The 20828-nt window shown below is 32.7% G+C and carries 18 protein-coding genes; 9 read left to right on the top strand and 9 right to left on the bottom strand.

The annotated features are described in order from the left end of the window. Positions 1–3 precede the first annotated feature (3 nt). The 4 genes from H277_RS0104355 (at position 4) to H277_RS0104340 (ending at position 2296) form a co-directional block, all read left to right on the top strand. On the top strand, positions 4–267 hold the full coding sequence (locus tag H277_RS0104355) for a hypothetical protein (RefSeq protein WP_019974359.1): 264 nt from the start codon (positions 4–6) through the stop codon (positions 265–267). Between the two features lie 48 nt (positions 268–315). Next, entirely contained in the window at positions 316–1155 is an 840-nt protein-coding gene (locus tag H277_RS18605; RefSeq protein WP_019974358.1) for a TraB/GumN family protein, read from the top strand. A gap of 81 nt (positions 1156–1236) precedes the next feature. Further along, a complete protein-coding gene (locus tag H277_RS0104345; RefSeq protein WP_081623192.1) occupies positions 1237–1668 on the top strand; it encodes an RNA polymerase sigma factor in 432 nt (143 codons plus the stop codon). After that, complete coding sequence (locus tag H277_RS0104340) at positions 1658–2296, top strand: hypothetical protein (RefSeq protein WP_019974356.1); 639 nt, start codon at positions 1658–1660, stop codon at positions 2294–2296. The genes H277_RS0104345 and H277_RS0104340 overlap by 11 nt, the downstream gene beginning before the upstream one ends. Here H277_RS0104340 and H277_RS0104335 read toward each other — a convergent pair. The 5 genes from H277_RS0104335 to ahcY form a co-directional block, all read right to left on the bottom strand. Continuing rightward, positions 2293–3624: a PDZ domain-containing protein gene (locus H277_RS0104335; protein ID WP_019974355.1), complete on the bottom strand. Its 1332-nt coding sequence runs from the start codon at positions 3622–3624 to the stop codon at positions 2293–2295. The two genes, H277_RS0104340 and H277_RS0104335, sit on opposite strands and share 4 nt — an antisense overlap. A 128-nt stretch (positions 3625–3752) precedes the next feature. Beyond that, positions 3753–5453, bottom strand: coding sequence for a tetratricopeptide repeat protein (locus H277_RS0104330; protein WP_019974354.1), 1701 nt, complete (start codon positions 5451–5453; stop codon positions 3753–3755). A gap of 84 nt (positions 5454–5537) precedes the next feature. Further along, complete coding sequence (locus tag H277_RS0104325; RefSeq protein ID WP_019974353.1) at positions 5538–8642, bottom strand: T9SS type A sorting domain-containing protein; 3105 nt, start codon at positions 8640–8642, stop codon at positions 5538–5540. A 292-nt stretch (positions 8643–8934) separates the two neighbouring features. Next, positions 8935–9510: a hypothetical protein gene (locus tag H277_RS0104320; RefSeq protein ID WP_019974352.1), complete on the bottom strand. Its 576-nt coding sequence runs from the start codon at positions 9508–9510 to the stop codon at positions 8935–8937. A gap of 164 nt (positions 9511–9674) precedes the next feature. Then, on the bottom strand, positions 9675–10988 hold the full coding sequence (gene ahcY / locus H277_RS0104315) for an adenosylhomocysteinase (RefSeq protein WP_019974351.1): 1314 nt from the start codon (positions 10986–10988) through the stop codon (positions 9675–9677). 72 nt (positions 10989–11060) lie between these two features. Between ahcY and H277_RS0104310 the strand changes: the two genes are divergently transcribed. Continuing rightward, entirely contained in the window at positions 11061–11690 is a 630-nt protein-coding gene (locus tag H277_RS0104310; protein ID WP_019974350.1) for a 4'-phosphopantetheinyl transferase family protein, read from the top strand. A 7-nt stretch (positions 11691–11697) separates the two neighbouring features. Here the strand turns inward: H277_RS0104310 and H277_RS0104305 are convergent, their stop codons facing one another. Beyond that, entirely contained in the window at positions 11698–12135 is a 438-nt protein-coding gene (locus H277_RS0104305) for a DUF3291 domain-containing protein (RefSeq protein WP_019974349.1), read from the bottom strand. A 92-nt stretch (positions 12136–12227) separates the two neighbouring features. Here H277_RS0104305 and H277_RS0104300 point away from each other — a divergent pair, with 92 nt between their 5' ends. Further along, complete coding sequence (locus H277_RS0104300; RefSeq protein ID WP_019974348.1) at positions 12228–12587, top strand: winged helix-turn-helix transcriptional regulator; 360 nt, start codon at positions 12228–12230, stop codon at positions 12585–12587. A gap of 23 nt (positions 12588–12610) precedes the next feature. After that, positions 12611–13279, top strand: coding sequence for a nicotinamide riboside transporter PnuC (gene pnuC / locus H277_RS0104295; protein ID WP_019974347.1), 669 nt, complete (start codon positions 12611–12613; stop codon positions 13277–13279). 19 nt (positions 13280–13298) lie between these two features. Here pnuC and H277_RS19635 read toward each other — a convergent pair whose 3' ends face one another. Then, positions 13299–15176, bottom strand: a complete 1878-nt coding sequence (locus tag H277_RS19635; RefSeq protein WP_019974346.1) for a T9SS type A sorting domain-containing protein — start codon at positions 15174–15176, stop codon at positions 13299–13301. Between the two features lie 195 nt (positions 15177–15371). Between H277_RS19635 and H277_RS0104285 the strand changes: the two genes are divergently transcribed. Both H277_RS0104285 and H277_RS0104280 read left to right on the top strand, forming a co-directional pair. Further along, a complete protein-coding gene (locus H277_RS0104285) occupies positions 15372–16076 on the top strand; it encodes a Bax inhibitor-1/YccA family protein (protein WP_019974345.1) in 705 nt (234 codons plus the stop codon). A 69-nt stretch (positions 16077–16145) separates the two neighbouring features. Then, positions 16146–16862 (top strand): LOG family protein, encoded by a 717-nt coding sequence (locus tag H277_RS0104280; RefSeq protein ID WP_019974344.1) that lies wholly within the window; start codon positions 16146–16148, stop codon positions 16860–16862. A gap of 36 nt (positions 16863–16898) precedes the next feature. On the opposite strand, the gene H277_RS0104275 is transcribed toward H277_RS0104280, so the two are convergent. Both H277_RS0104275 and H277_RS0104270 read right to left on the bottom strand, forming a co-directional pair. Then, a complete protein-coding gene (locus H277_RS0104275) occupies positions 16899–19703 on the bottom strand; it encodes an alpha-amylase family glycosyl hydrolase (protein ID WP_019974343.1) in 2805 nt (934 codons plus the stop codon). A gap of 89 nt (positions 19704–19792) precedes the next feature. Beyond that, a complete protein-coding gene (locus H277_RS0104270; protein WP_019974342.1) occupies positions 19793–20827 on the bottom strand; it encodes a SusE domain-containing protein in 1035 nt (344 codons plus the stop codon). Position 20828: the final 1 nt, after the last annotated feature.

Raw genomic sequence — 20828 nt, 5'->3', positions numbered from 1 at the left:
ACGATGAAATCTATTTGGGAAGCAACTTTTGAGAATAATGTCATTCGAATTGAAAATAATTGGTTTTCGGGAGAACGATTATTTGTTAATGATAAATTACAAGATTATCAGATTAACTATTTCTCTGCACCAATTTTGACAGGGCATTTGAATAATTCGAAAAATGAGAAACTCCTAATCAAAGTAAATATTTTACAGGAATTTTTTAGATTGGATTGTATTCTTTTCATCAATGATGAACAGGTCGCATTGAAAAAAGTAAAATAATGTGTAGCGAATCGTCATGTACGAGACTAACTTTAAAAAATTAACACCATGAGGAAAATAATCACCTTTACATTTATATTTGCCATCACTTTTACTTTTGGTCAAAATTCGCTTTTATGGAAAATAGAAGGGAAAGATTTGAAGCAACCGTCGTATTTATTTGGAACGGTACATATGATTTGTAAGGATAAGTTTGCAATGAAACCGAAGTTAACAAAAGCAATGGAGCAGACTAGTCAGGCTGTTTTTGAGATTGATATGGGCAATCCTAATTTTATGTCGCAAATGCAGGCAAATATGATGGGAGATAAAACAATAAGTTCTCAACTTTCGAAAGATGATTCAGTTTATTTAGACAATCAATTAAAAACAAAGTTTGGTGCCAATTTAGCAGTTTTTGATAAAATAAAACCAATGATGATTATGGCAATGCTGATGCAAAGCTCTTTTCCATGTCAGGTCACAAGCTTTGAAGAAGAAATTATTGCTTCATATAAAACATTAAACAAACCTATGGGCGGATTATCGACGGTAAAAGATCAATATGATTACTTGGATCGTTTTATTGATTCAAAGGAAATGGTAAAGGTGTTGAGAGAAATGGATTCTGAAAAAACAAAAGAGATTTTTGATACAATGTTTGCTGCTTATCAAAAGGAAGATATCGATCAATTGGATAAAATAATGAAAGAATATTCGGCTTCTACTCCGGGGTTATATGATGTTCTGATGGTGGAGCGTAACGAAAAATGGAGTGCATCTATTCCGGAAATTATTCGAAACAAACCGACTCTACTTGCTGTAGGATCGGCGCATTTAGCAGGAGAAAAAGGTTTGATTAATTTATTGAAATCAAAAGGTTATAAAGTGACACCTGTTTTAGATTAACCTTTTCTAAACGTGAAAAATCAACAAGAATTTTTAGAACGAATTAACCAGCATAAGGGGATTTTACATAAAGTCGCCAGGATGTATATGGACAATTCTGAAAATCAAAATGATTTGATACAGGAGATTGTTTTGCAATTGTGGAAATCTTTTGAACGTTTTGAAGGAAATTCTCAATTTTCGACCTGGATGTATCGTGTTTCGTTAAACACGGCTTTGACTTATTTTAAAAAAGAAAAGAAAAAAGAAGAGCGTCATACGTTTATTGAGAATCTTGATCAGGTGGATGAAGTAGATTCAGGAGAAAAAGAAAACCAACTGGAATTGTTTTATAAAGCGGTTCATGAACTGAACAAAGTAGAAAAAGCATTGATTTTTTTATTTCTGGAAGGGCAAAGCCATAAGGAAATAGCTTCTAATTTGGGAATAACAGAAGTGAATGCACGTGTGAAATTGAATAGAACAAAAGAGAAAATCCAAAACATCATAAAAAAATACGGTTATGAATTTTGATGAATTACAAAAACAATGGGACAATCAATCTTCGGAAGGAGTGAAAATCAAAAAAGATTTTGATCAATTAAAATCTGCGAGTAATATTCTCGAAGATTTACGTAAAAAGATAAAAGTTGAATTATGGGTGGTTGTTTTTTCGATAATTTTTATTCTCGTAATGCCATACATTAGTTTGTATAAAATAAACGGAATCAGTGTTTTTTTCTATTATTTTTTTAGTTTTTACCTTGTATTAGGTTCGATTATTAATTATGTGAGGTTTTATCATTTTTATAAAATATCTAAAGATTTCGAGTTAAACTCTAGTAAAGAAATGTTATTAAAAGTATATTATGAATTAAAATATGCTTTGGATACTTATCTTGTGACAACAATCGTCGCAACACCAAGTGGAATCGGATTATACTTTATCTTATTCTCTTTTGGAAACTCAGAGAAATTTTTTAATCAGATCATTCATATATCTGAAACAATCAAAACAAATCCAAATTTTATACTTTGGATGATTGCTTTGGTAATTGGTACTATTGTAATAATAGGAGTGATCCTTTATTATATGTATGTCAAATACTATGGGTCGAAATTGAAACAAATAAAACAAATACTGGATCAATTAGAAGACTAATCTTTATACGGAATATCTAATATGAACTTGAATTCAAGCTCCTGATTGTTTCGTAAGACTTTTATCGAAATTTGCTGAAATTCGTTGTTGCGCATAAAAATTTCAATCTCATTTAAACTCATTTTATCCACTTGTTTACCATTCAATTTTAGTAATCTGTCATTTGGTTTTACACCTGCGATTTCAGCATTTGATTTTTTTCGTACAGTTTCTATTTTATAAACGGGTTTCAAGACATATTGGTAATTTATCTTTTTAGAAGGTGCTGTATTGTATTCATTCAGTTCCTTGCGGTCAAATGCCAAACCAACTCCTTCTTTTTTCCATTCAAACTGATCATGAATGATTGTAAGTCCGCTTCGATTGTAATGGAAAGCATCTTTAAAATTTCGATTGGGTTTGTAATAAAATTTATTATTCGGATAATCCAATACAATGGTAAAACGTCTCAAAATTTCATTTCCTAAAGAACCTTTCCGATCATTTTTGACATTAATGAACTGAATTGATTCAAAATTTGGAATGGCAATCAAAGGTTGTTGAAACGTATATTTTCCCAGATTAACAGAAAAAATTGTTCCGCGTTCTCCGTTTATAGTGCCATTAAATCCTTTTCCTAATTCGTCAGAAAAAGAATGCTGTAAAGCAGGTAAATTTCCAATTTGATTTTTAAACAACCACAAACCATCACTATTTCCGATGTCAATTAACATTTTTTGATGAGCGTAGGTTTTATCATGAGTGAAGTCTATGATGGTAAAAGGTTTATTTTCTGAGTTGATTTCTAATTCATTGACGTGGTATTTTGCTAATTTTTTGACAGAATGAATAGAGTTGTAAATGGTTATTTTATGCTTGAAATAATCAATACGTATAGGATAATTTTTGAAAAATTCAGCGCCAATAATGCCATGAACATCAATTCCTAACCGGGAAAAAAGATTAAAGTTTTCGTCCTGAATGACTACAATCTTCATATTTTTAGAAGCATAATTCTTCCCGATAATCATTACATTGTCAGAAGAATAATAACCTTTTGTATTTGCGACATCTTTTCCTAAACCTCTTAAAGTTACTTGACGCAGATTTTCTTTGTTAATTGTTTGATCAAATTGACTGAATAAAATCGTTTCTTTTAAACCTGAATCGATAATGAAATTCATTTGATGGCCATTCAATGTTAGGGGGATGACGACTAAATTCTTGATAAATTCAAATGAAATAGTCTCTTTATTTACATTTTCAGCTAATATAAGCCCTGTTTTCTGAGCGTGAATTTGTAAAAAAGTTAGAAATAAAACCAATGAGATGCAAAGCTTAATTTTCATTCAATTTGTTATCTCTATTAAATTTAAGTAAAAAAACAATTCGAAATTAAATAGCTGAATAAATTATTGAGAGATAGGAAGAAAAGAGGTTAAACAAATTGAAATGAATGATGTAAAATCGATTGATTTTAAAGTTGCGCAATGATTTTTTCGTAAAATTGAATCATGGAATCATTTATATCTAAGTTCAACTTCTTTCTTAACCGATGCCGTTTGATGTAAACACTTTCTGTTGATATATTTAATACTTCTCCAATTTCTTTAGAGCTCATTTTAAGAATAATGAATGCGAATAACTGTTCGTCTTTTTTTGTGACCGAAGGATAGTTTTTTCGGAGATAAACAAAAAAATCCTGGTTGAGCTCAGATGAAATTGCATTAAGTTCTGTTAAGTAGCTTTTGTCGTTTAGAATATTTGAAAATGCAACCTTTAAATCGTTGATATTTTTAAGATAAGCAGAGTTATGACTTAACTCCTTTACTTGGGTTTTAAGCTCATCCAGAAAATGAAGAATTTTATTCGATAGGTTGGCAACTGTGCTCAAATGATTTTGAACATAGCTCACTTTCTCTTTTAGCAAGTCGTCTTCCAGTTGTTGATTCTTCATCTGGATTTCTTTAATAATATTTGATTTTTCCAGGCTTTCTATTTTTCGACGATGATTTTTTACCATTAAATACGCAAAAACAAGCAAAGAAATCAAACAGATCAATGCTAGAATCATTAAGATTTTGTTGTATTTGCTTTGCGTTTTATAACGCTCTATTTTCAGTTCATTTTCAGATAAATGATGCTCAAGTTCTACGATATGTATTTTGTCTTCGTTGTTGGTCGTATTGAGTTCGATCAGTTTCTGAGTGTATTTTTTGGTATATAAAAGTGTATTTTTTAGGTCTCCGTTTTGTTCATAAAGAGAAGCATATTGTTCATAAATAGTCGCTAAATGGTCGTTGAAACCATTTTGGGCTGAAATACTATCAGCTTCTTTTAGATTATTTAACGCATATTGAATTTCGTTTTTTTCCTGATGAATGTAAGATAACTGGATCAAGGCATTTACTTTTCCTTTTATTAATGAACGAGGAATATGACGAACAACATTGGTGAAAGAAGCTTCTGCCTGATTTAATTCGCCTTCGTACAAAAACCACTCACCATAAGAGGTCTGTAAAGAGGCATAAATCTCCGGATCGTTCATTTCTTGATTATTTTTTTCAACAATTTTGTAGTGTTCAAATGCCTTTTCCTTATAATATTTTACTTGTTTCGGATCTCTTTCTTTGCTTGGGGTATTCCAGTCGAGCTTTGAACTGTAGGCAAGTCCCATCGCCATGTGAGAAATACTGGAATTGAGTTTATCTTTTGTCTGATCGAAAATTTTAATACTTTCCTCCAGTAATTTTATTCTTTCGTCCAGATTTGCCGTCAATGTTGCTCTGTTGCGTAAGGCACTTCCTAATAGGCGGAGATGATGACTTTTTTTGCTATAATTTTCAGCTTCCAGGTAGTTTTCAAAAGCTTTTGATTTGTTCCCCATTGTGTGCCAAAAATTCCCCAAAGTAAAATAGGTATTGGCTAGGAGTGAAGCATCTTGTTTGGATTTAGCTTTCGTAAGATTGTTGGTCAAACTTTCATAAGAGAAAGCAGGATCTAAAGAAATATTTTTATTAATGAGCGTGTTTGCTGCCTGTATACTGTCTTTTGCCAGAAGATTTTTAATATGACTTTTGTATTCCGGAAGCTCGGAATTTTGTGTTTGTGCAAACAGAGAGAGAGTAGCTGTAAAAACACTTATGACAATATAATAAAACAATATTTTTGAGTTCATTATAATAAGGTTGAAAGAAAAAATAACAGTCTCCTTAAATGAAGGAGACTGTTATTCTTCACGCTATTAAATTTATGAAAAAAATTATTCTTTAATTAATTTTTGCTGATAACTCTTGGTATCTGTTTTTATAATAACGATGTAGAGACCTTTTGATAGATGGGAGATATTATGATTTTGTTGATGAAAACGATTATCGTAAACCTCTTGTCCGGCCATGTTGTAAATTTTAAGTTGCCTGATTTTTTCATTCGTTTTAAGTTGAATGTTGAATTGAGTTTTAACAGGATTGGGATAAATAATCAAATCATCCGAAAATTTTACATCATCTATCGAAAGATTACAGGCGGTTAAAATTTCCTGAGGAGAATTACATCCTGTAGCATTATTGAAAATAAGATTTTCTCCGCTGTTGGTCAAAAAGTCGCAAATGCTTTTTACATTACATTGTGAGAGATTGGGGGAATTGGTCAGCTCAATACTATATAAGGTTTTTGCATCAATGTTTTCTAATCCTTTAAGACTAGTAAGAGATTGGTTATTTCTTAACTTGAGATAGCTCATATCATCCGCCATTTTTCTTAGGTTGCTCAATGCAGTCAAATCATTTAGTAGAGGGTTATTCTCTAGATGAATATATCCGAAACGGCTAAGTGCGGCTAAATTATTTAAACCATCAAGCGTTACAAGTTGAGGATTGTTAAAGATGTTTAAAACTCCTAAAGTAGATAGGTTGGGCGATAGTCCGTTTAAGTTTTCTATTTTATCATTACTGTAAATGCTTAACTCCGATAGTTTTGTGATATTACCCAAACCTTTCAGGTCGGTTAAAGAATGGTTTCCTGAAATACTGACCCATCCTGTTGCTTTTATATTGTGAAGACCGTTCAGATTCGCTAGTAAAGGATTGCTTGCAATTTGTAAACCACCAAAACTTAACGAATAATGCTCTTCATCTATAGCGCTGGTCACATTACCAAGTGCTTCAATGCTTGTCAACTTCGGGTTTTCTTGGATGCGAAGATCCCCATTGAACTGAGTCAAAGATTGCAATCCATTAAGGTTCTGCAAACTTTCATTATTCATTATGCTTATGCTTCCGTTGACTTTTTTCAGTTTCAAACCTTCTAAATTAATGAGTTGAGCATTGTAACCAATTGACAAATCAGACTGTGCGAATTGAGGATCGTCAAAACCATCTGATAAAGCGGTTAACTGGTCTAAACCGTTTAAATTTTTAAGTTTTAGATTATTTGCTATATTAAGCTTATTAACAAATGAGAGTTGATTCAATCCGTTAAGGTTTTCCAACAAATCGTTTCGCGTAATGTCTACAAAGAATGCTTTTTTTAGTTGGGAAAGTTCATTCAAATTAACTAAACTTTTATTTCCACCGATATCTAAATAATCCGTGGCGCTTTGTAAATGATGAAAACCATATAAGGAGCTGATATTGGTATTCGAAATCTTTAATCCTTTTAATGCGGTTATTTTCTCAAATGACGTAAGATCGGTAATATTAGAGTTAATTCCTTCTATTCGGACAAGATCATTGATTTGGGTACAATCCGGGAATTGAATTTTAAAATGATTAATTTCTTCCTGCGAGTTGAAATTTACACTATATTTACCGGTGGTAAGATCTTCTATCGGTTCCGGACATTCCGGTAACATTCCCCAGTCTCTACAGGCAAACATTTCTTCATCAAAAGAATTACATCCTGTGGCATTTCCCGAAAGCTCATATTGACTTCCGAAGGCAGAAACATATTTGCAGATACTTGGTACATTGCACATGGATAGATTTTGGGAAGAACTTACAATCAGGTTAGAGATTTTCTTGGGATTTAGATTATCTAATCCCCAAAGCGCTTCCAGCATGTCGTTATTTCGGATAATAAGTTGTGACGAATTAATGGAGAACAGATTATAAAAGGCAGAGAGATCAGTTAATTTACTATTGTTTTCAATAATCAAATCTCCGGCAATTTGTGTCAATGTATGAAACCCCTTTAAATTTTCCAATTGGCTATTATAAATGGATAAACCTCCTACAATGGCACTTAAATTTTGAAATTTAGAAAGGTCGTGAATGTCAGAATTTTCATTTAAAGTTCCTATTTTTAGGTTGCCATGCAAAATAGCGCAGTTTGGGTATTGCATTAGAAAAGCATCAACTTCAGCCTGTGTTTTTAATTGAATGTCTCCTGCTTCCGGGCAATTGTTATCGGTACTACAAAAAGAACTGATTTCCTGTGTAGAGGAACAACCAATGCTATTTTCTTTGATTTCACTGAAACCTCCTTGGGAAATATAAGTACAAATACTTGTAGAATTACAATAGGTTAAAAGAGGATTGTACGTAATTTTCAAATCTTCTAATTGAGTAATGTTTAAATTATTCAATCCGAGTAAATTACTTAATTGCGCATTTTTTTCAATCTGTATGTTTTTAACCGATTTTAAACCGCTTAGAGCATCAATATTTTTTAAATTGTAATTATTGCTAATTTGTAAAACATCAAGAGTAATTTCACTTAACTGTTCGAGTCCTGACAAACTGGGAAGAGCACGGTTGTTTCTGATATAAAGTCCACCAGCTTTTGTTAATTTTGATAGTGCAGAGAGGTCGCTAAGCAATGGATTGTTTAAAATACTCAAACCATCTTTAAGACTTTCTAACTGATTAAGACCTTCTAGATTTTGTATTGGATTATTGATAAGAATCAATCCGCCAATATTCTTGATTTTCTCGAGACCTTTCAAATGTTGTAAGTTTTCATTATTCGAGATAGACAGACTTTCTTCAACGTTTGTTAAGCCACTTAAACCTTCTATACTGGTCAGGTTGTTGTTAAGCTGGATAGTAACTCTTTGCGCTGTTTGCAATTGTTCTAAACCTGCAAGTGTTTGTAAGTTTTGATTATATTCGATATGTAGACGTTGAACTTTTTTCAAGTTTTTTAAACCGGATACATCGGTAATATTAGATCCGCTTTGGACATTTCCAATTCTGAGGTCTCGATTAAGTTCTGTACAGTTGGGGTAATTTGTGAGAAAAGCATCGAGCTCTTCCTGATTTTTTAATTGTACTAAACCTGCCTGACCTTCCGGACATTGCGCCGAGAGTTTACTTAACCCAAAAAATAGAAAAAGTAAACAATAGTTGAGAAAATAAAATCGTTTCATATTGTGTTATTTTGATGATAAACAAATGTCACTTTATTTTTCTTTTTACCCGAATTTTTGACCTTTACATCACCTTAACATTTCTGTTTTATTGCTGAAAATCAAAGTTTTATTTTTTTATTGTTTATTTTTATGAAGAAATCGAAAGACCAGTTTATTTTAGCAGTTCTTTGTTGGCAAAATGTTTATACAGAAGAGAAAAATCGGCACAATGGCAAAAAACACCACTTGGTGCTACGCCGGCAATCAATGTAGATATTCTAATCAAAAGATAAAAAGAGCTCAGCTCTTTTTATCGCGGTGTTCCCCAACCCCATGGAGCAGGTGGAATTGTGATTTCTTTTGTTAGATCAAAATAGACATGGAATGGTGTTTTCGAGCCTGCCTTTTGTAAATTATAACTAAAAGTTGTATCGTCTAATGTAATCCACCAAATATTAGTTGAAGCATAATCGATTAAATTTGCTGTTTCCTGATCAGCAGGAAACATTTGAAAATCTTTAAAACCGAAATTGGTATTTGTTCCGCCATAAAAAGTAATCGTTTCTGAAGTTCCGTTTTCGTGTCTGTGATCATGTTTTAAGGTGATAATTCCATCTTTTTTGGTCAAAATCCATGTACGTGAATAATTGTCTCCGACATTAAATGGAATTTTGATTTCATTTGAAGAACAGCTTTTTACATGCATGGTTAATTTTTTACCCGTAAAGTCGTCTCTTGTAATATGTTCGGCTAGTTTTCCTTCGTACGCTTTGCCACAATGTTTTTCCAGGTTTTTCCAAAAAATTTCAGATGGTTTTTCTACTTGTGCCAAAAGAAGAGGGGATGCAATTAGAAGGAATCCGATTTGTAGACATTTTTTAATCATAATCCGTAATTAATATTATTCTATAATCTTTTAAAGATAGGTTATTTTAGATGATAATATAGAAAACATTAAAATGATGAAAATAAAAAGCCCCCGCTTGTTCAGGGCGAGGGCATATAGTTAAGTGTGTTATTTCTTCAAATAAAATTCTGAATTAAAATTAATTAATATCTATAATATTCTGGTTTAAAAGGTCCTTCAACCGTTACACCAATGTATTCTGCTTGTTCTTGAGATAAAACTTCTAATTCTACTCCTAATTTAGCCAAATGTAATTCTGCTACTTTTTCATCTAAATGCTTAGGTAAAGTATATACTTTGTTTTCGTAAGCAGATGAATTCGTCCATAATTCAATTTGAGCCAAAGTTTGGTTAGAGAAAGAATTTGACATGACGAAAGAAGGGTGTCCTGTTGCACAACCTAAGTTTACTAAACGTCCTTCAGCTAAAATGATGATATCATTTCCATTGATATTGTACATATCAACTTGTGGTTTGATTTCAGTTTTAGTTGAACCGTAAGTTGAGTTTAACCAAGCCATATCGATTTCATTATCGAAGTGCCCAATGTTACACACGACTACTTTGTCTTTCATTTTCTCAAAATGCTCTGCACGTACAATTCCGAAGTTACCGGTAGTTGTGATAACGATATCAGCATTTGCAACCACTGAATCTAATCTTTTTACCTCGTAACCTTCCATAGACGCTTGTAAAGCACAAATAGGGTCAATTTCTGTTACTGTAACAATTGCTCCGGCACCACGGAAAGAAGCCGCTGTACCTTTACCAACATCACCAAAACCACAAACTACAACACGTTTACCGGCAATCATCAAGTCTGTAGCACGTTTAATTGCATCTACTGCAGATTCACGACATCCGTATTTGTTGTCGAATTTAGATTTTGTTACAGAATCATTTACGTTGATGGCAGGCATAGGCAATGTACCTTTCTCCATTCTTTCGTAAAGGCGGTGTACACCTGTAGTTGTTTCTTCTGATAATCCTTTGATCTCAGCAACTAATTCCGGGTAACGATCAATCACCATATTCGTTAAATCTCCACCATCATCCAAAATCATGTTTAATGGTTTACGATCTTCTCCGAAGAATAATGTTTGCTCGATACACCAATCGAATTCCTCTTCGTTCATCCCTTTCCAAGCATACACAGGAATACCTGCAGCAGCTATTGCAGCAGCAGCATGATCTTGTGTAGAGAAAATATTACATGAAGACCATGTAACATCTGCTCCTAAAGCTACCAACGTTTCGATTAATACTGCAGTTTGGATTGTCATGTGAAGACAACCCGCAATGCGAGCACCTTTCAAAGGTTGAGTTGCTTTATACTCTTCACGGATAGCCATTAACCCAGGCATTTCGGCCTCAGCCAACGTAATTTCCTTTCTTCCCCATTCAGCTAAAGAAATATCTTTAACTTTGTAAGGAATGTATTGCGTTTTTGTATCCATCAATTGATATATTTAACTAACTTTTGATTTAAAAATAAGGTACAAATTTACAAACTAATTTCGATTAATAAAATGCCTATCATCGATTATATTAACGATTTTAAACATACCCGAATTATTACTTGGGAAGTGACGGAGTCGAACGAAGATTTACTGGAATATCTTCAATTAGAAGATTATAGAATGGAGAAATATAAAAATCTTCGACCTAAGCAGGCCAGGGAGTATCTCGGATTGCGCGCTTGTCTAAAGCAATTGGATTTGGATTATGATGTAAATTACGATGAACGAGGAAAGCCCTTTTTACCTACAAATAAAGAAATCTCGATTACCCATTCGTATGGGTTAGTTTCTGTTGGCGTGAGCGAATTTAATATTGGAATTGACATCGAATTGGCACGACCTAAGAAAATTCTAAATATCAAACACAAATTTGCCCGAGAAGATGAAATAACATGGATTCCTCAGGCGCATGAGATTGAGTATCTGCATATCATTTGGGGAATAAAAGAAGGGTTGTATAAACTAAATGGCGGGAATCTTTGGAATTTTTTGAATCATTACCGTGTAGAAGAATTTAGTTTAGGGGAGAATGAGCAAATTACATGTTGGATATCAGACGAGGTAAAGAGCCGTAAATATCATGCTTTTTATAAAATGGTTGGTGATTATTATTTGGTTTGGGTGTTGGATTATGAATAGATCGAAGTTAGAAATGTCTTTTTTTAAAGCTAAACGCATAGTCGGTTTCTTTATTTTTCTGTAAATAATCTAATCTTTCTACCGCTTCTCGGATAGTTGGAAATTCATTATTTTTTATCCACCATAAAGCATAATGAGCTTCACCATATTTTGAGAACCATTCTTTTCGTCTTTTTAAAAAATCGGTATGAAATGTTCGGTAAGTGAAATTTTCAAGTGATTCTATATCTTTCCAAACAGAAATGTTAATGATAATTTGTTCATCATGGTAAGGATTAAATTCTGTTGCATTATTGGTTTCGTCTTTTAGTCTCCATATAAAACCATCACTATTTTCTGCAAGTTGATTTACATGTTCAAGGTTATCTACAAATTCTTTCATAACCGGATCGTCAATATTAATTCCGATCATTTTTGCAATATTTATTTGGGCCAATTGGTACATCTTTTAATTTTTAAATTATATACTTGTAAATGTATTGAGTAAATTATACAGAGTCAATAACTATTATTTATAGTAGTTTAAAAATTAAACAAATGGAAGATTCTTGCAACATAAATTATATTAAATATAAATCGAAAGAATATCCATGTGCAACAAGTTTTGTAATGGATTTGATTGGAGGAAAGTGGAAAACCGTTATTTTATGTCAATTAAAAAATAAAGAAAAAAGATTCAATGTTTTAAGAAAAGAATTATCATTTATAACCGAATCGACTTTGAGTTTGCAGTTGAAACAATTAGAAGAAGATGGGTTAATCATAAAAACAATTTATGGAGAAAAACCTCCTTTAAAAGTGATTTATAAATTATCAGAATTAGGAACTTCTTTTATGCCAATTTTAGAGGAACTAAATACTTACGGAAAGAAAATTTTAAAGGATAATAAATTTTGAATTCAAAACTCATCACTTAGTATATGAACGATTTTATTGATTACATCATTTCGCCTTATCAAACGTATTCAGCTCTAAATATCATCCTTGAAACGGTTGCGACACTCTTCGGAATTATTTCAGTTTATTACACGTATAAACGTAATATTTTAGTTTATCCGACAACGATTATTTCGACATTTATTTTCATTTATTTATTTTTTAACTGGGGATTATATGGCGAAACCATTATCAATGTGTATTATACTTCAATGGCGGTTTATGGATGGCTGTTGTGGCAAAAAAATCTTGAAGAAGATCATAAACATGTAGAGGTTTCATGGGCATCGAAGAAAGAATATTTTTATGGAGCCATTCTTTTTATACTCAGCTTTCTTTTTATTTTGACAATTTATTATTTCCGTCCGGTTATTCAAAATGGGTTTGATTTCGGTTTTATTACGCAATGTAAATTGCATTATACCAAAATAGATTTTATAGATGCATCAACAACAGCATTATTTCTAATTGGAATGTGGTTGATGGCACGTCGAAAAATTGACAATTGGTTTTTTTGGATTATCGGAGATTTAATCATGATTCCGCTTATGATGTACAAAGGAGCCGTTATTACATCTTTTCAATACCTTGTTTTGTTGGGTATTTCTATATTGGGTCTTATAGAATGGAAGAAAAAAATCCTCCAAAAATGATGGAGGATTTTGAAGTAAACTATTTTCTGATGATTTTTTTGGTTAGAATTTCTTGTCCGTTGTCATAAACTTTTAAAAGGTAAATTCCTTTAGGAAGTGCTTGAATATTTGTTTTGATTCCTTTGGATGTTTTAGTAGAAGGACTAGGGATTTTTCGACCATTTATGTCAACTAATTTTATTGAGAGATTTTGATTCGAATTCGCTTCTATATTGATCCAGTCTGTAGTAGGATTTGGATAGATCGTGATATTTTGTTTTATTTTTTCTGAAATAGATAAGTTTTCACATTTGTCGAATAAATTTTTGAAGGTGATTTGATTTCCAATCGAAACCATCGTTTTGAAACAAGAATCAGAGAAAGTCAACGCTTCCACTTTATTATTTGCGATATTATCAACATGAGAGACGTCGATTGCAATAACTTTATCATTGTACAACGAAGTGATTTGAGGGAAAACAGTGTGCGCAATAATGATATGTTTTGTCTTAAAATTAGTTAAAATATCATCAACTTGCGCTTGAGAAAGAACTTGATTTGCCATTCCGCGGTACCAGTATAATCCGGAAGCACTGCCTCCTGTTACAGTAGCACAATTGCCTGTACATGATTCTCCATTCATTTTTTTTCGTCCGTAACCATTCATTTCATCCAAAGGCAATTTTAGATCAGAAACCTGTGGACTTATGCCTGCGTGTACAAAAGTGTAATCACCTACTTGTTCTATAATATTTTTGGTTCTGAACCATTTTCCAAACGCTGTATTCGGTTCAAAGAAATCGCCATATGTCTTTTTTAAATAGCTGGCGTTTTCTATATATTTCTTGTTGACATAACGAAAATCGTATGTCATGGTCATCATATCGTGATTCCCGATGATGTAATGTACTTTTCCTCCTTTTGCTTCAGCTTCGGTTTCTAGTTTATAGATTAACCACAGAACTTCTGTAACATAAGGCCCGCGGTCTACCATATCTCCATTCACAATTAAATGCCCGTTTTCATATGTCCATTCCAAACGATCATTCATCACACCACCGTCAATTAACATTTTTTTGAAAGCTGAAAACTGACCTTCAATGTCTGATGTCACAAAGAATTTTGATGGAGCTAGATATGTTGATAACTCTGTTTGATGTTGTTTTTTTAGAGGAACATCAAATGTCGTAGACGTAGTGGGATCAGTCACTTTAAGAATAACCTTGTCATTTGTTGTATATGTTTCGTTTACGACACCAGCTTCCGTAATATAAGTCACTGTTATTTGATCGTTATTATAAAATACATAAGGCCCGTCTTTGTGGAAAGGAACAGGAGTTGTGTTATCTTCACTCACAAAACAATCAAACGATACATCTGAGCTTCTTGTATTTTGATTTCTAATTTCGATAGAAATAATATTTTCACCATTTACAAAATTTGAAGAAGAAACGTTGTACTGAAAAAAACTATTTTCTTTGTCGTTCGGTATAAATGTACTTAATTCATACTCATGAGGAATATCTCCGGACTGAGGAAGAAGAGAACTTCTCAAAATTTCTTTTCCATTGATATGTAAGATCGCTGCATCATCATGAATGATATTAAAAATAACTTCTTCAGGAAGTTTTGTGACATCATCTATTGTAATTTTTTTTCTGAAAAAATAGCGGATATATCCCTTTTGGATCAAAGTGTCTTCATCCCCGTCTCCAAATCCAAAATGACCTTTTCCTTCTTTCCAATTCTTTGTATCATATGTTAAGAGAGTCCACTCTTTTTGTTGATTAGAACCGTCATCCAGGTAAAGCCAGGTAGAACCTTTTTCAAAAAATAATGGGTCATTTGGTGTTGATTGAGCGAGTAAGTTGGTTTTGATTAGAAAAATAAATAGTAAGAAGAATAAATGTGTTTTCATGGATATGATTTTTTTAGGAGCAAATATATCTTTTAAAGAAGGTTAGGGGATTAACAAAACTTTAAGTAATTATTAAATAATCAATTAAATGAAGGCAGCTTAAAAAATCCTGAAAATAGTGAGTAAAAGAATAGCTGAAATTTATTATTTTAGCAATAATTATTAAATGAAAAATATCTACCTAAATAGAATTGTATGGAAAATCAACATTTATATCAACAAAACCAATTGGTTGCCGAGGCAACAGATGTAGAAAGAGCAAATTTTTATAAACATACTTACGGTCACGTTGCCGGAGGGGTGTTAGTCTTTGTACTCATAGAATCTCTGATGCTACAATCAGAAGCGTTGGTTCGTTTTATGTTAAGTCTGACGAGTGGTTACCTTTGGCTTGCTTTATTAGCCGGTTTCATGGGAATTACTTGGGTTGCTCAAAAAATGGCCTATGGTTCAATTTCTAAATCAAAACAATATTTAGGATATTTTTTATATATCGTTGCAGAAGCTTTAATCTTTGTTCCAATGCTTTACATCGCTTTGTACTACGGAGGAACTTATGTTATTAAACAAGCAGCTGTTGTAACAGGAGGATTATTCATCGGATTATCAGCGATTGTATTTTTAACAAAAGCAGATTTCTCTGTTTTAAAAGGTGCTTTAACTATCGGTTTTTTCTTAGCAATAGGATTAATCGTTGCAGGAATGCTATTCGGGTTCGATTTAGGATTATGGTTCTCAGTAGGAATGTGTGCATTAGCCGGAGGAGCAATTTTGTATAATACGCATCAATTAAAATATGAGTTTGGAACACAACAATATGTAGCAGCAGCGTTATCATTGTTTGCTTCGTTAATGTTATTGTTCTGGTATATCTTACGAATTTTTATGAGTAGAGATTAAGGATTAAGAAACAATAAATTTGTATATTGAACCGTAACAAAAATGTTACGGTTTTTTTATTAAAGTATTATGACGGATAAAGAGAGAGAAGATGATAGAATACAATCTCCGTTTCGACCAAAAGATTGGAATGAGATTAGAATAAATGATTCTTGGGCATTGTTCAAGATTATGGCTGAGTTTGTGAATGGCTATGAAGCAATGTCTAAAATAGGACCATGTGTTTCTATTTTTGGTTCGGCAAGGACGCCAAAAGAAAACCATTACTACAAATTGGCAGAAGAAATTGCATATCAATTGACAAAAATTGGTTTTGGAGTGATTACAGGAGGAGGTCCTGCAATTATGGAAGCTGCAAATAAAGGAGCTCAAAAAGGAGGAGGTTCTTCTGTTGGTTTAGGGATTTCATTGCCTTTTGAAACAGAGTTGAACAAATATATCGACCGTGAATATGAAATTAATTTTGATTATTTCTTTGCTCGAAAAGTAATGTTTGTGAAATATTCGCAAGGATTTATTGTAATGCCGGGAGGTTTCGGAACCTTGGATGAATTGTTTGAAGCTTTGACGTTAATTCAAACGAAAAAAACAGGTCGTTTTCCGATTGTTTTAGTTGGAACGGAATACTGGTCAGGTTTATTTGATTGGATTAGAAACCGAGTGATTGCAGATGGTTATATTTCCGAAAAAGACCTGGACCTGTTTCGTTTAGTTGATACAGCGGAAGAAGCAGTAACACATATCAAGAATTTTTACGAGAAATATAATATTAAACTTAATTTTTAAAAACTAAAAACCTCATCTATTGATGAGGTTTTTTATTTATTTTTTAATCATTTTTATAGAAGAATTTCCTTTTTTTGTTTTGACATCAAGGATGTAGATTCCTTTTATTAATTCCTTTACATTGAATTGAAAAGTTGAAGAAAAGGTTCCTGAAAATTCTTTTATTAACTTTCCTGAAACATCATAAATTTTCACTTTTTCTGAGTTGGTATTCAGGGTGAAAAAGGTTGAAACAGGATTTGGAACTAATCTGATTTCTTCTGCTGCTACATCAATAGAATCTGTTGATAAATTAGCTTTCGTATTCCCATAAATTCTAAATTCTCCAGGATTTAAATTAACAGTAAAAGAAGAGGTTGTATTTGTTGCATTTACAACTGTATTGTCGATTAAGTTGTACCAATTCCCAACAAAAGGGAATAATGGAGCGATATTTTGTGGAGAAGTTGTGAAATTAGCAATTACAATCACTTCGTATAATTCGTTTGTAGATAACAGATTATTTGTAATCTGGATACGAGGTTTTAAATCACCGGAAGTAATGGTATAATGATCTGTTTCGAAAACTTTATTGTTCAGTTTTAACTGAATGATTTTTGCCCAAATATCATATACACTTTTTCTATTTGTATTTGTAATGTAACCTATTTCACTAGGAATTGGTTTTGGGTTTGTACGACAACCATCATTAACTGTTCCGTCTTCACAATAATTGATCGAATAATCATAGCCTAATTCTCCAAACTGCCACAGCATTTTTGGACCTGGAATAGTAAATAAAACAGCACCAAGTGCTTTTTGTCTTTCTAAGGAAGTGTTCAAATCTTTTATATTATATGATCCGTTTGTAGCTCCCCATTGTAAGTTTTTATACATTATTCTTTCTTCATCATGGCTTTCCGCATAACCGATCAAATGTTTTCTGTCAAATCCTTTTACGGTATGTTTTAACCAATCAAAATTACTATCAGATTCATATCCCATTGTATTTTGGTTGAAATTATTGGTCGCTTTTCCCCAAAGCATAATTCCTTTTCCTTCGTCTATTCTATAGTTAGCCCATTCTTTCTCCTCTTGTGCAGAGCCATTGTTTCCTAAATGTTCAAAAATGATATACGAGGAAGGGTCTATAGCCCATTGTTCGTCTGCATATTTTTTCAGAATGGCGACACGGTCTGTCTGATAATTATTGGTACAGGCTTCATCAGAAGGGGAACAATTTTGAGTAAATCCTTTTGTTAAATCCCAACGAATACCATCAATTTTGAATTCATTGATCCAATGTTCCACTGTTCTTTTTACATAATATTGTGTTGGAGCCAATTGATGGTTAAGGTCGTAGCCAACATTGTAGCTGTGTTTAGCTTCTTGATTAAGATAAGGATTTGTTGCAGTAGGTTCTCCGAAACCATCACCATCAGGATCATTCATCCACATTCTGACCAAAGGAGAACGACCATACACATGATTTAATGCAATATCCAGAATGACTGCGATTCCATTCTGATGGCACAAATCAATAAATTCTTTCATCTTAGAAGCTGGTCCGTAAGCTTTATCCAAAGCCAAATGATAAGCGGTGTTGTATCCCCATGAAATATTTCCTTCAAACTCCATAACAGGCATCACTTCGATAGCATTTACATGTAGATTTTTGAAATATGAAAAATCATCAATCAAAGATTGCCAGGTTTTAGCCGAGTTAAAATCTCGAATCAACAGTTCATAAATAATTAGATTTTCTTTGTTTGGGCGATTGAAATTTGTTGTTTTCCAGTTGTATTTAGGTTGATTTGTTTGTAAAACAGAAACTTCAAATTGTTGCTCATTTGGGTAAACAGGCATATCAGGATATGTAGCAGCGTTGATGTATTGATCATCGTAAGGCGAGAGAATTAAAGTAGAGTAGGGATCAGCCGTTTTTATTCCGTCACTTGTTCTGTATTGGAATGTATTCGTTTCCCCGGATTTCAAATTATTGATTTCAATCCAATATAAATCTTTGTTTGACGTATCGCGGTTCATAACATATTGATCAGAAATCTGCCAATTATTAAATGAACCTATCACATGAACAAATTCTTTCTGAGGAGCAAAAAGTACCAAATAAGCTCTGGTGGGGTCGCTATCAATGTAATTAATTCCTTGTTTCAGATTCGCAGGAATTGCCACTTCGTTTACTGTTGGTTTTATAAAAACCTGAAATGACTTTGAAATCGTTTGGCCATTATTTTCTGCTTTTAAAATGTAGTTTTGACTGGCTGTTATGGTATAATTTTTATCGAAATCAGTAGTATTTGTTATCGCATCAATCGGATGACCATTTGCGGTTAATGTCCAATTTGCATTTTTGGTTGAGGTTGCTTTAATATTAAAAGCAGCCCCGGATGTTAAATTGGTGATGCTATTTTCAACAGGATGATTTAATATCATTTTGAAGGAGCCAACATTGATTGTGAAATCGTTTGTTTGTTGTTTTCCATCGTCACTTCTAAAAACAATATTAATTGCTGTAATGTTTTTAGAAGGATCAACTTGATAAAATTGATAGATAGACGTTGTGATTTCTAATTTATAGGTTGTTCCTGATACAAAAGTTAATTTGGGCTGAGTGGTATTATTTCCCCAGGATTCGATAACATTTTGCCATGCTTGATTGTCTACTGTAACACCTGTATGTGCATAAATATCACCCGAATAACTAGCTAAACCTGTATTGTTTTTATCAAAAAAAATTGTCACAGGCTGCTCTGGTTCGGGAGTTATAGGGAGTGTTGTAATCTGTGCCTTCACAATAAAGAGCGAGAACACAGAAATGAAGAGTAATAAAGTGTTTTTCATATTTTGTGGTTTTTAGAAAAAAAGCCATTAAAAAACGATATGAATTTTAATGGCTTTTAGAGTTTATATAATTAATGAGAAAAAATTAATTATTGTGCTTCTACAGAATAAGTTTTCTTGTTGAAGTTTGCAGTAACTTTATATGTACCTGCTTTTATTTTGATGTTGGCACCATTTTCATCTGTTAAAACATTAGGAGTATCCGTACCTCCGTAACTCACGTCCCATTTGTTATTTAATCGGAATTTAAATTCTCCGTCTTTCATCGTAACAATTGTCGACCAGGCATCTTCCATGCCATCATAAGCTAATTTTACATCTGGACCTTCCCATCCATTAGGTGTTGCATCTCCAACTAATCCCCATGTATAAGGTTCTATTTTATAGATCAAGTCATTCAGGTTAATTGTTACTTTATATGAACCTGCTTTAACACTAATATTTTTTCCTCCTTTATCTAATTTTCCATCAATAGGATCGTTATCTCCATAATCTAAATCCCACTTATTATCTTGACGGAATTTGATTTCTCCGTCAATGAGATCAGCATAAGCTACAAATACGTTAGGTGTTTCAGTTTTCCAGAAAGGAATGTCTGGGCCATCCCATTTATTTGGTGTTGCGGAACCTACTATTCCCCAGTTAGTCGATAAATCTGTAGGATAAGGGGTTACCCGCAAAGAATTTACATTAGAAATCAAAGGTTGAGAACCTGGAGTACCAACTGTTGAAATAACACGGTATTCCAGTTCACCTTCTTTAAAGGGCTCTAACCCTAAATCAATAGCGGTCGTATTTAATTCTTTTACTGTTACATTAGCAGTGACCGAAGAAGTAGAGGTAATCACTTTTGGTTTTTCAAAATTTCCTCCTTTTACATCAATTTGAAGCTCGTATTTTGGAGGTGTATTTGCACCATATTCAGCAGCACTCCATTTAAATGTCATCGCTGTTTCAGCAGCGTTTTCCTCTAATAAGATAAGTGAATTTGATGTTGGATCTTCTAATTTAGGCGCAACAAAAGTTGAGGGATCTAATGTGATGATATCTTCATCATCGTTACAAGCGCTTAACGCAAAAACACTTGCACAAGCTAACGAAATATATTTTATAAAATTTTTCATT

The sequence above is a fragment of the Empedobacter brevis NBRC 14943 = ATCC 43319 genome, assembly GCF_000382425.1.
GTDB lineage: Bacteria > Bacteroidota > Bacteroidia > Flavobacteriales > Weeksellaceae > Empedobacter > Empedobacter brevis.
The sequence above is the reverse complement of the archived record's forward strand: the minus strand, read 5'-3'. Positions and strand labels throughout refer to the sequence as shown.

Coding starts and splice junctions, on each gene's coding strand:
- H277_RS0104270 (WP_019974342.1), bottom strand. CDS start 20,827: ATGAAAAATTTTATAAAATATATTTCGTTAGCTTGTGCAAGTGTTTTT.
- H277_RS0104320 (WP_019974352.1), bottom strand. CDS start 9,510: ATGATTAAAAAATGTCTACAAATCGGATTCCTTCTAATTGCATCCCCT.
- H277_RS0104280 (WP_019974344.1), top strand. CDS start 16,146: ATGACGGATAAAGAGAGAGAAGATGATAGAATACAATCTCCGTTTCGA.
- H277_RS0104310 (WP_019974350.1), top strand. CDS start 11,061: ATGCCTATCATCGATTATATTAACGATTTTAAACATACCCGAATTATT.
- H277_RS0104305 (WP_019974349.1), bottom strand. CDS start 12,135: ATGTACCAATTGGCCCAAATAAATATTGCAAAAATGATCGGAATTAAT.
- H277_RS0104275 (WP_019974343.1), bottom strand. CDS start 19,703: ATGAAAAACACTTTATTACTCTTCATTTCTGTGTTCTCGCTCTTTATT.
- H277_RS0104340 (WP_019974356.1), top strand. CDS start 1,658: ATGAATTTTGATGAATTACAAAAACAATGGGACAATCAATCTTCGGAA.
- H277_RS18605 (WP_019974358.1), top strand. CDS start 316: ATGAGGAAAATAATCACCTTTACATTTATATTTGCCATCACTTTTACT.
- H277_RS0104325 (WP_019974353.1), bottom strand. CDS start 8,642: ATGAAACGATTTTATTTTCTCAACTATTGTTTACTTTTTCTATTTTTT.
- H277_RS0104300 (WP_019974348.1), top strand. CDS start 12,228: ATGGAAGATTCTTGCAACATAAATTATATTAAATATAAATCGAAAGAA.
- pnuC (WP_019974347.1), top strand. CDS start 12,611: ATGAACGATTTTATTGATTACATCATTTCGCCTTATCAAACGTATTCA.
- H277_RS0104335 (WP_019974355.1), bottom strand. CDS start 3,624: ATGAAAATTAAGCTTTGCATCTCATTGGTTTTATTTCTAACTTTTTTA.
- H277_RS0104345 (WP_081623192.1), top strand. CDS start 1,237: ATGTATATGGACAATTCTGAAAATCAAAATGATTTGATACAGGAGATT.
- ahcY (WP_019974351.1), bottom strand. CDS start 10,988: ATGGATACAAAAACGCAATACATTCCTTACAAAGTTAAAGATATTTCT.
- H277_RS0104285 (WP_019974345.1), top strand. CDS start 15,372: ATGGAAAATCAACATTTATATCAACAAAACCAATTGGTTGCCGAGGCA.
- H277_RS0104355 (WP_019974359.1), top strand. CDS start 4: ATGAAATCTATTTGGGAAGCAACTTTTGAGAATAATGTCATTCGAATT.
- H277_RS19635 (WP_019974346.1), bottom strand. CDS start 15,176: ATGAAAACACATTTATTCTTCTTACTATTTATTTTTCTAATCAAAACC.
- H277_RS0104330 (WP_019974354.1), bottom strand. CDS start 5,453: ATGAACTCAAAAATATTGTTTTATTATATTGTCATAAGTGTTTTTACA.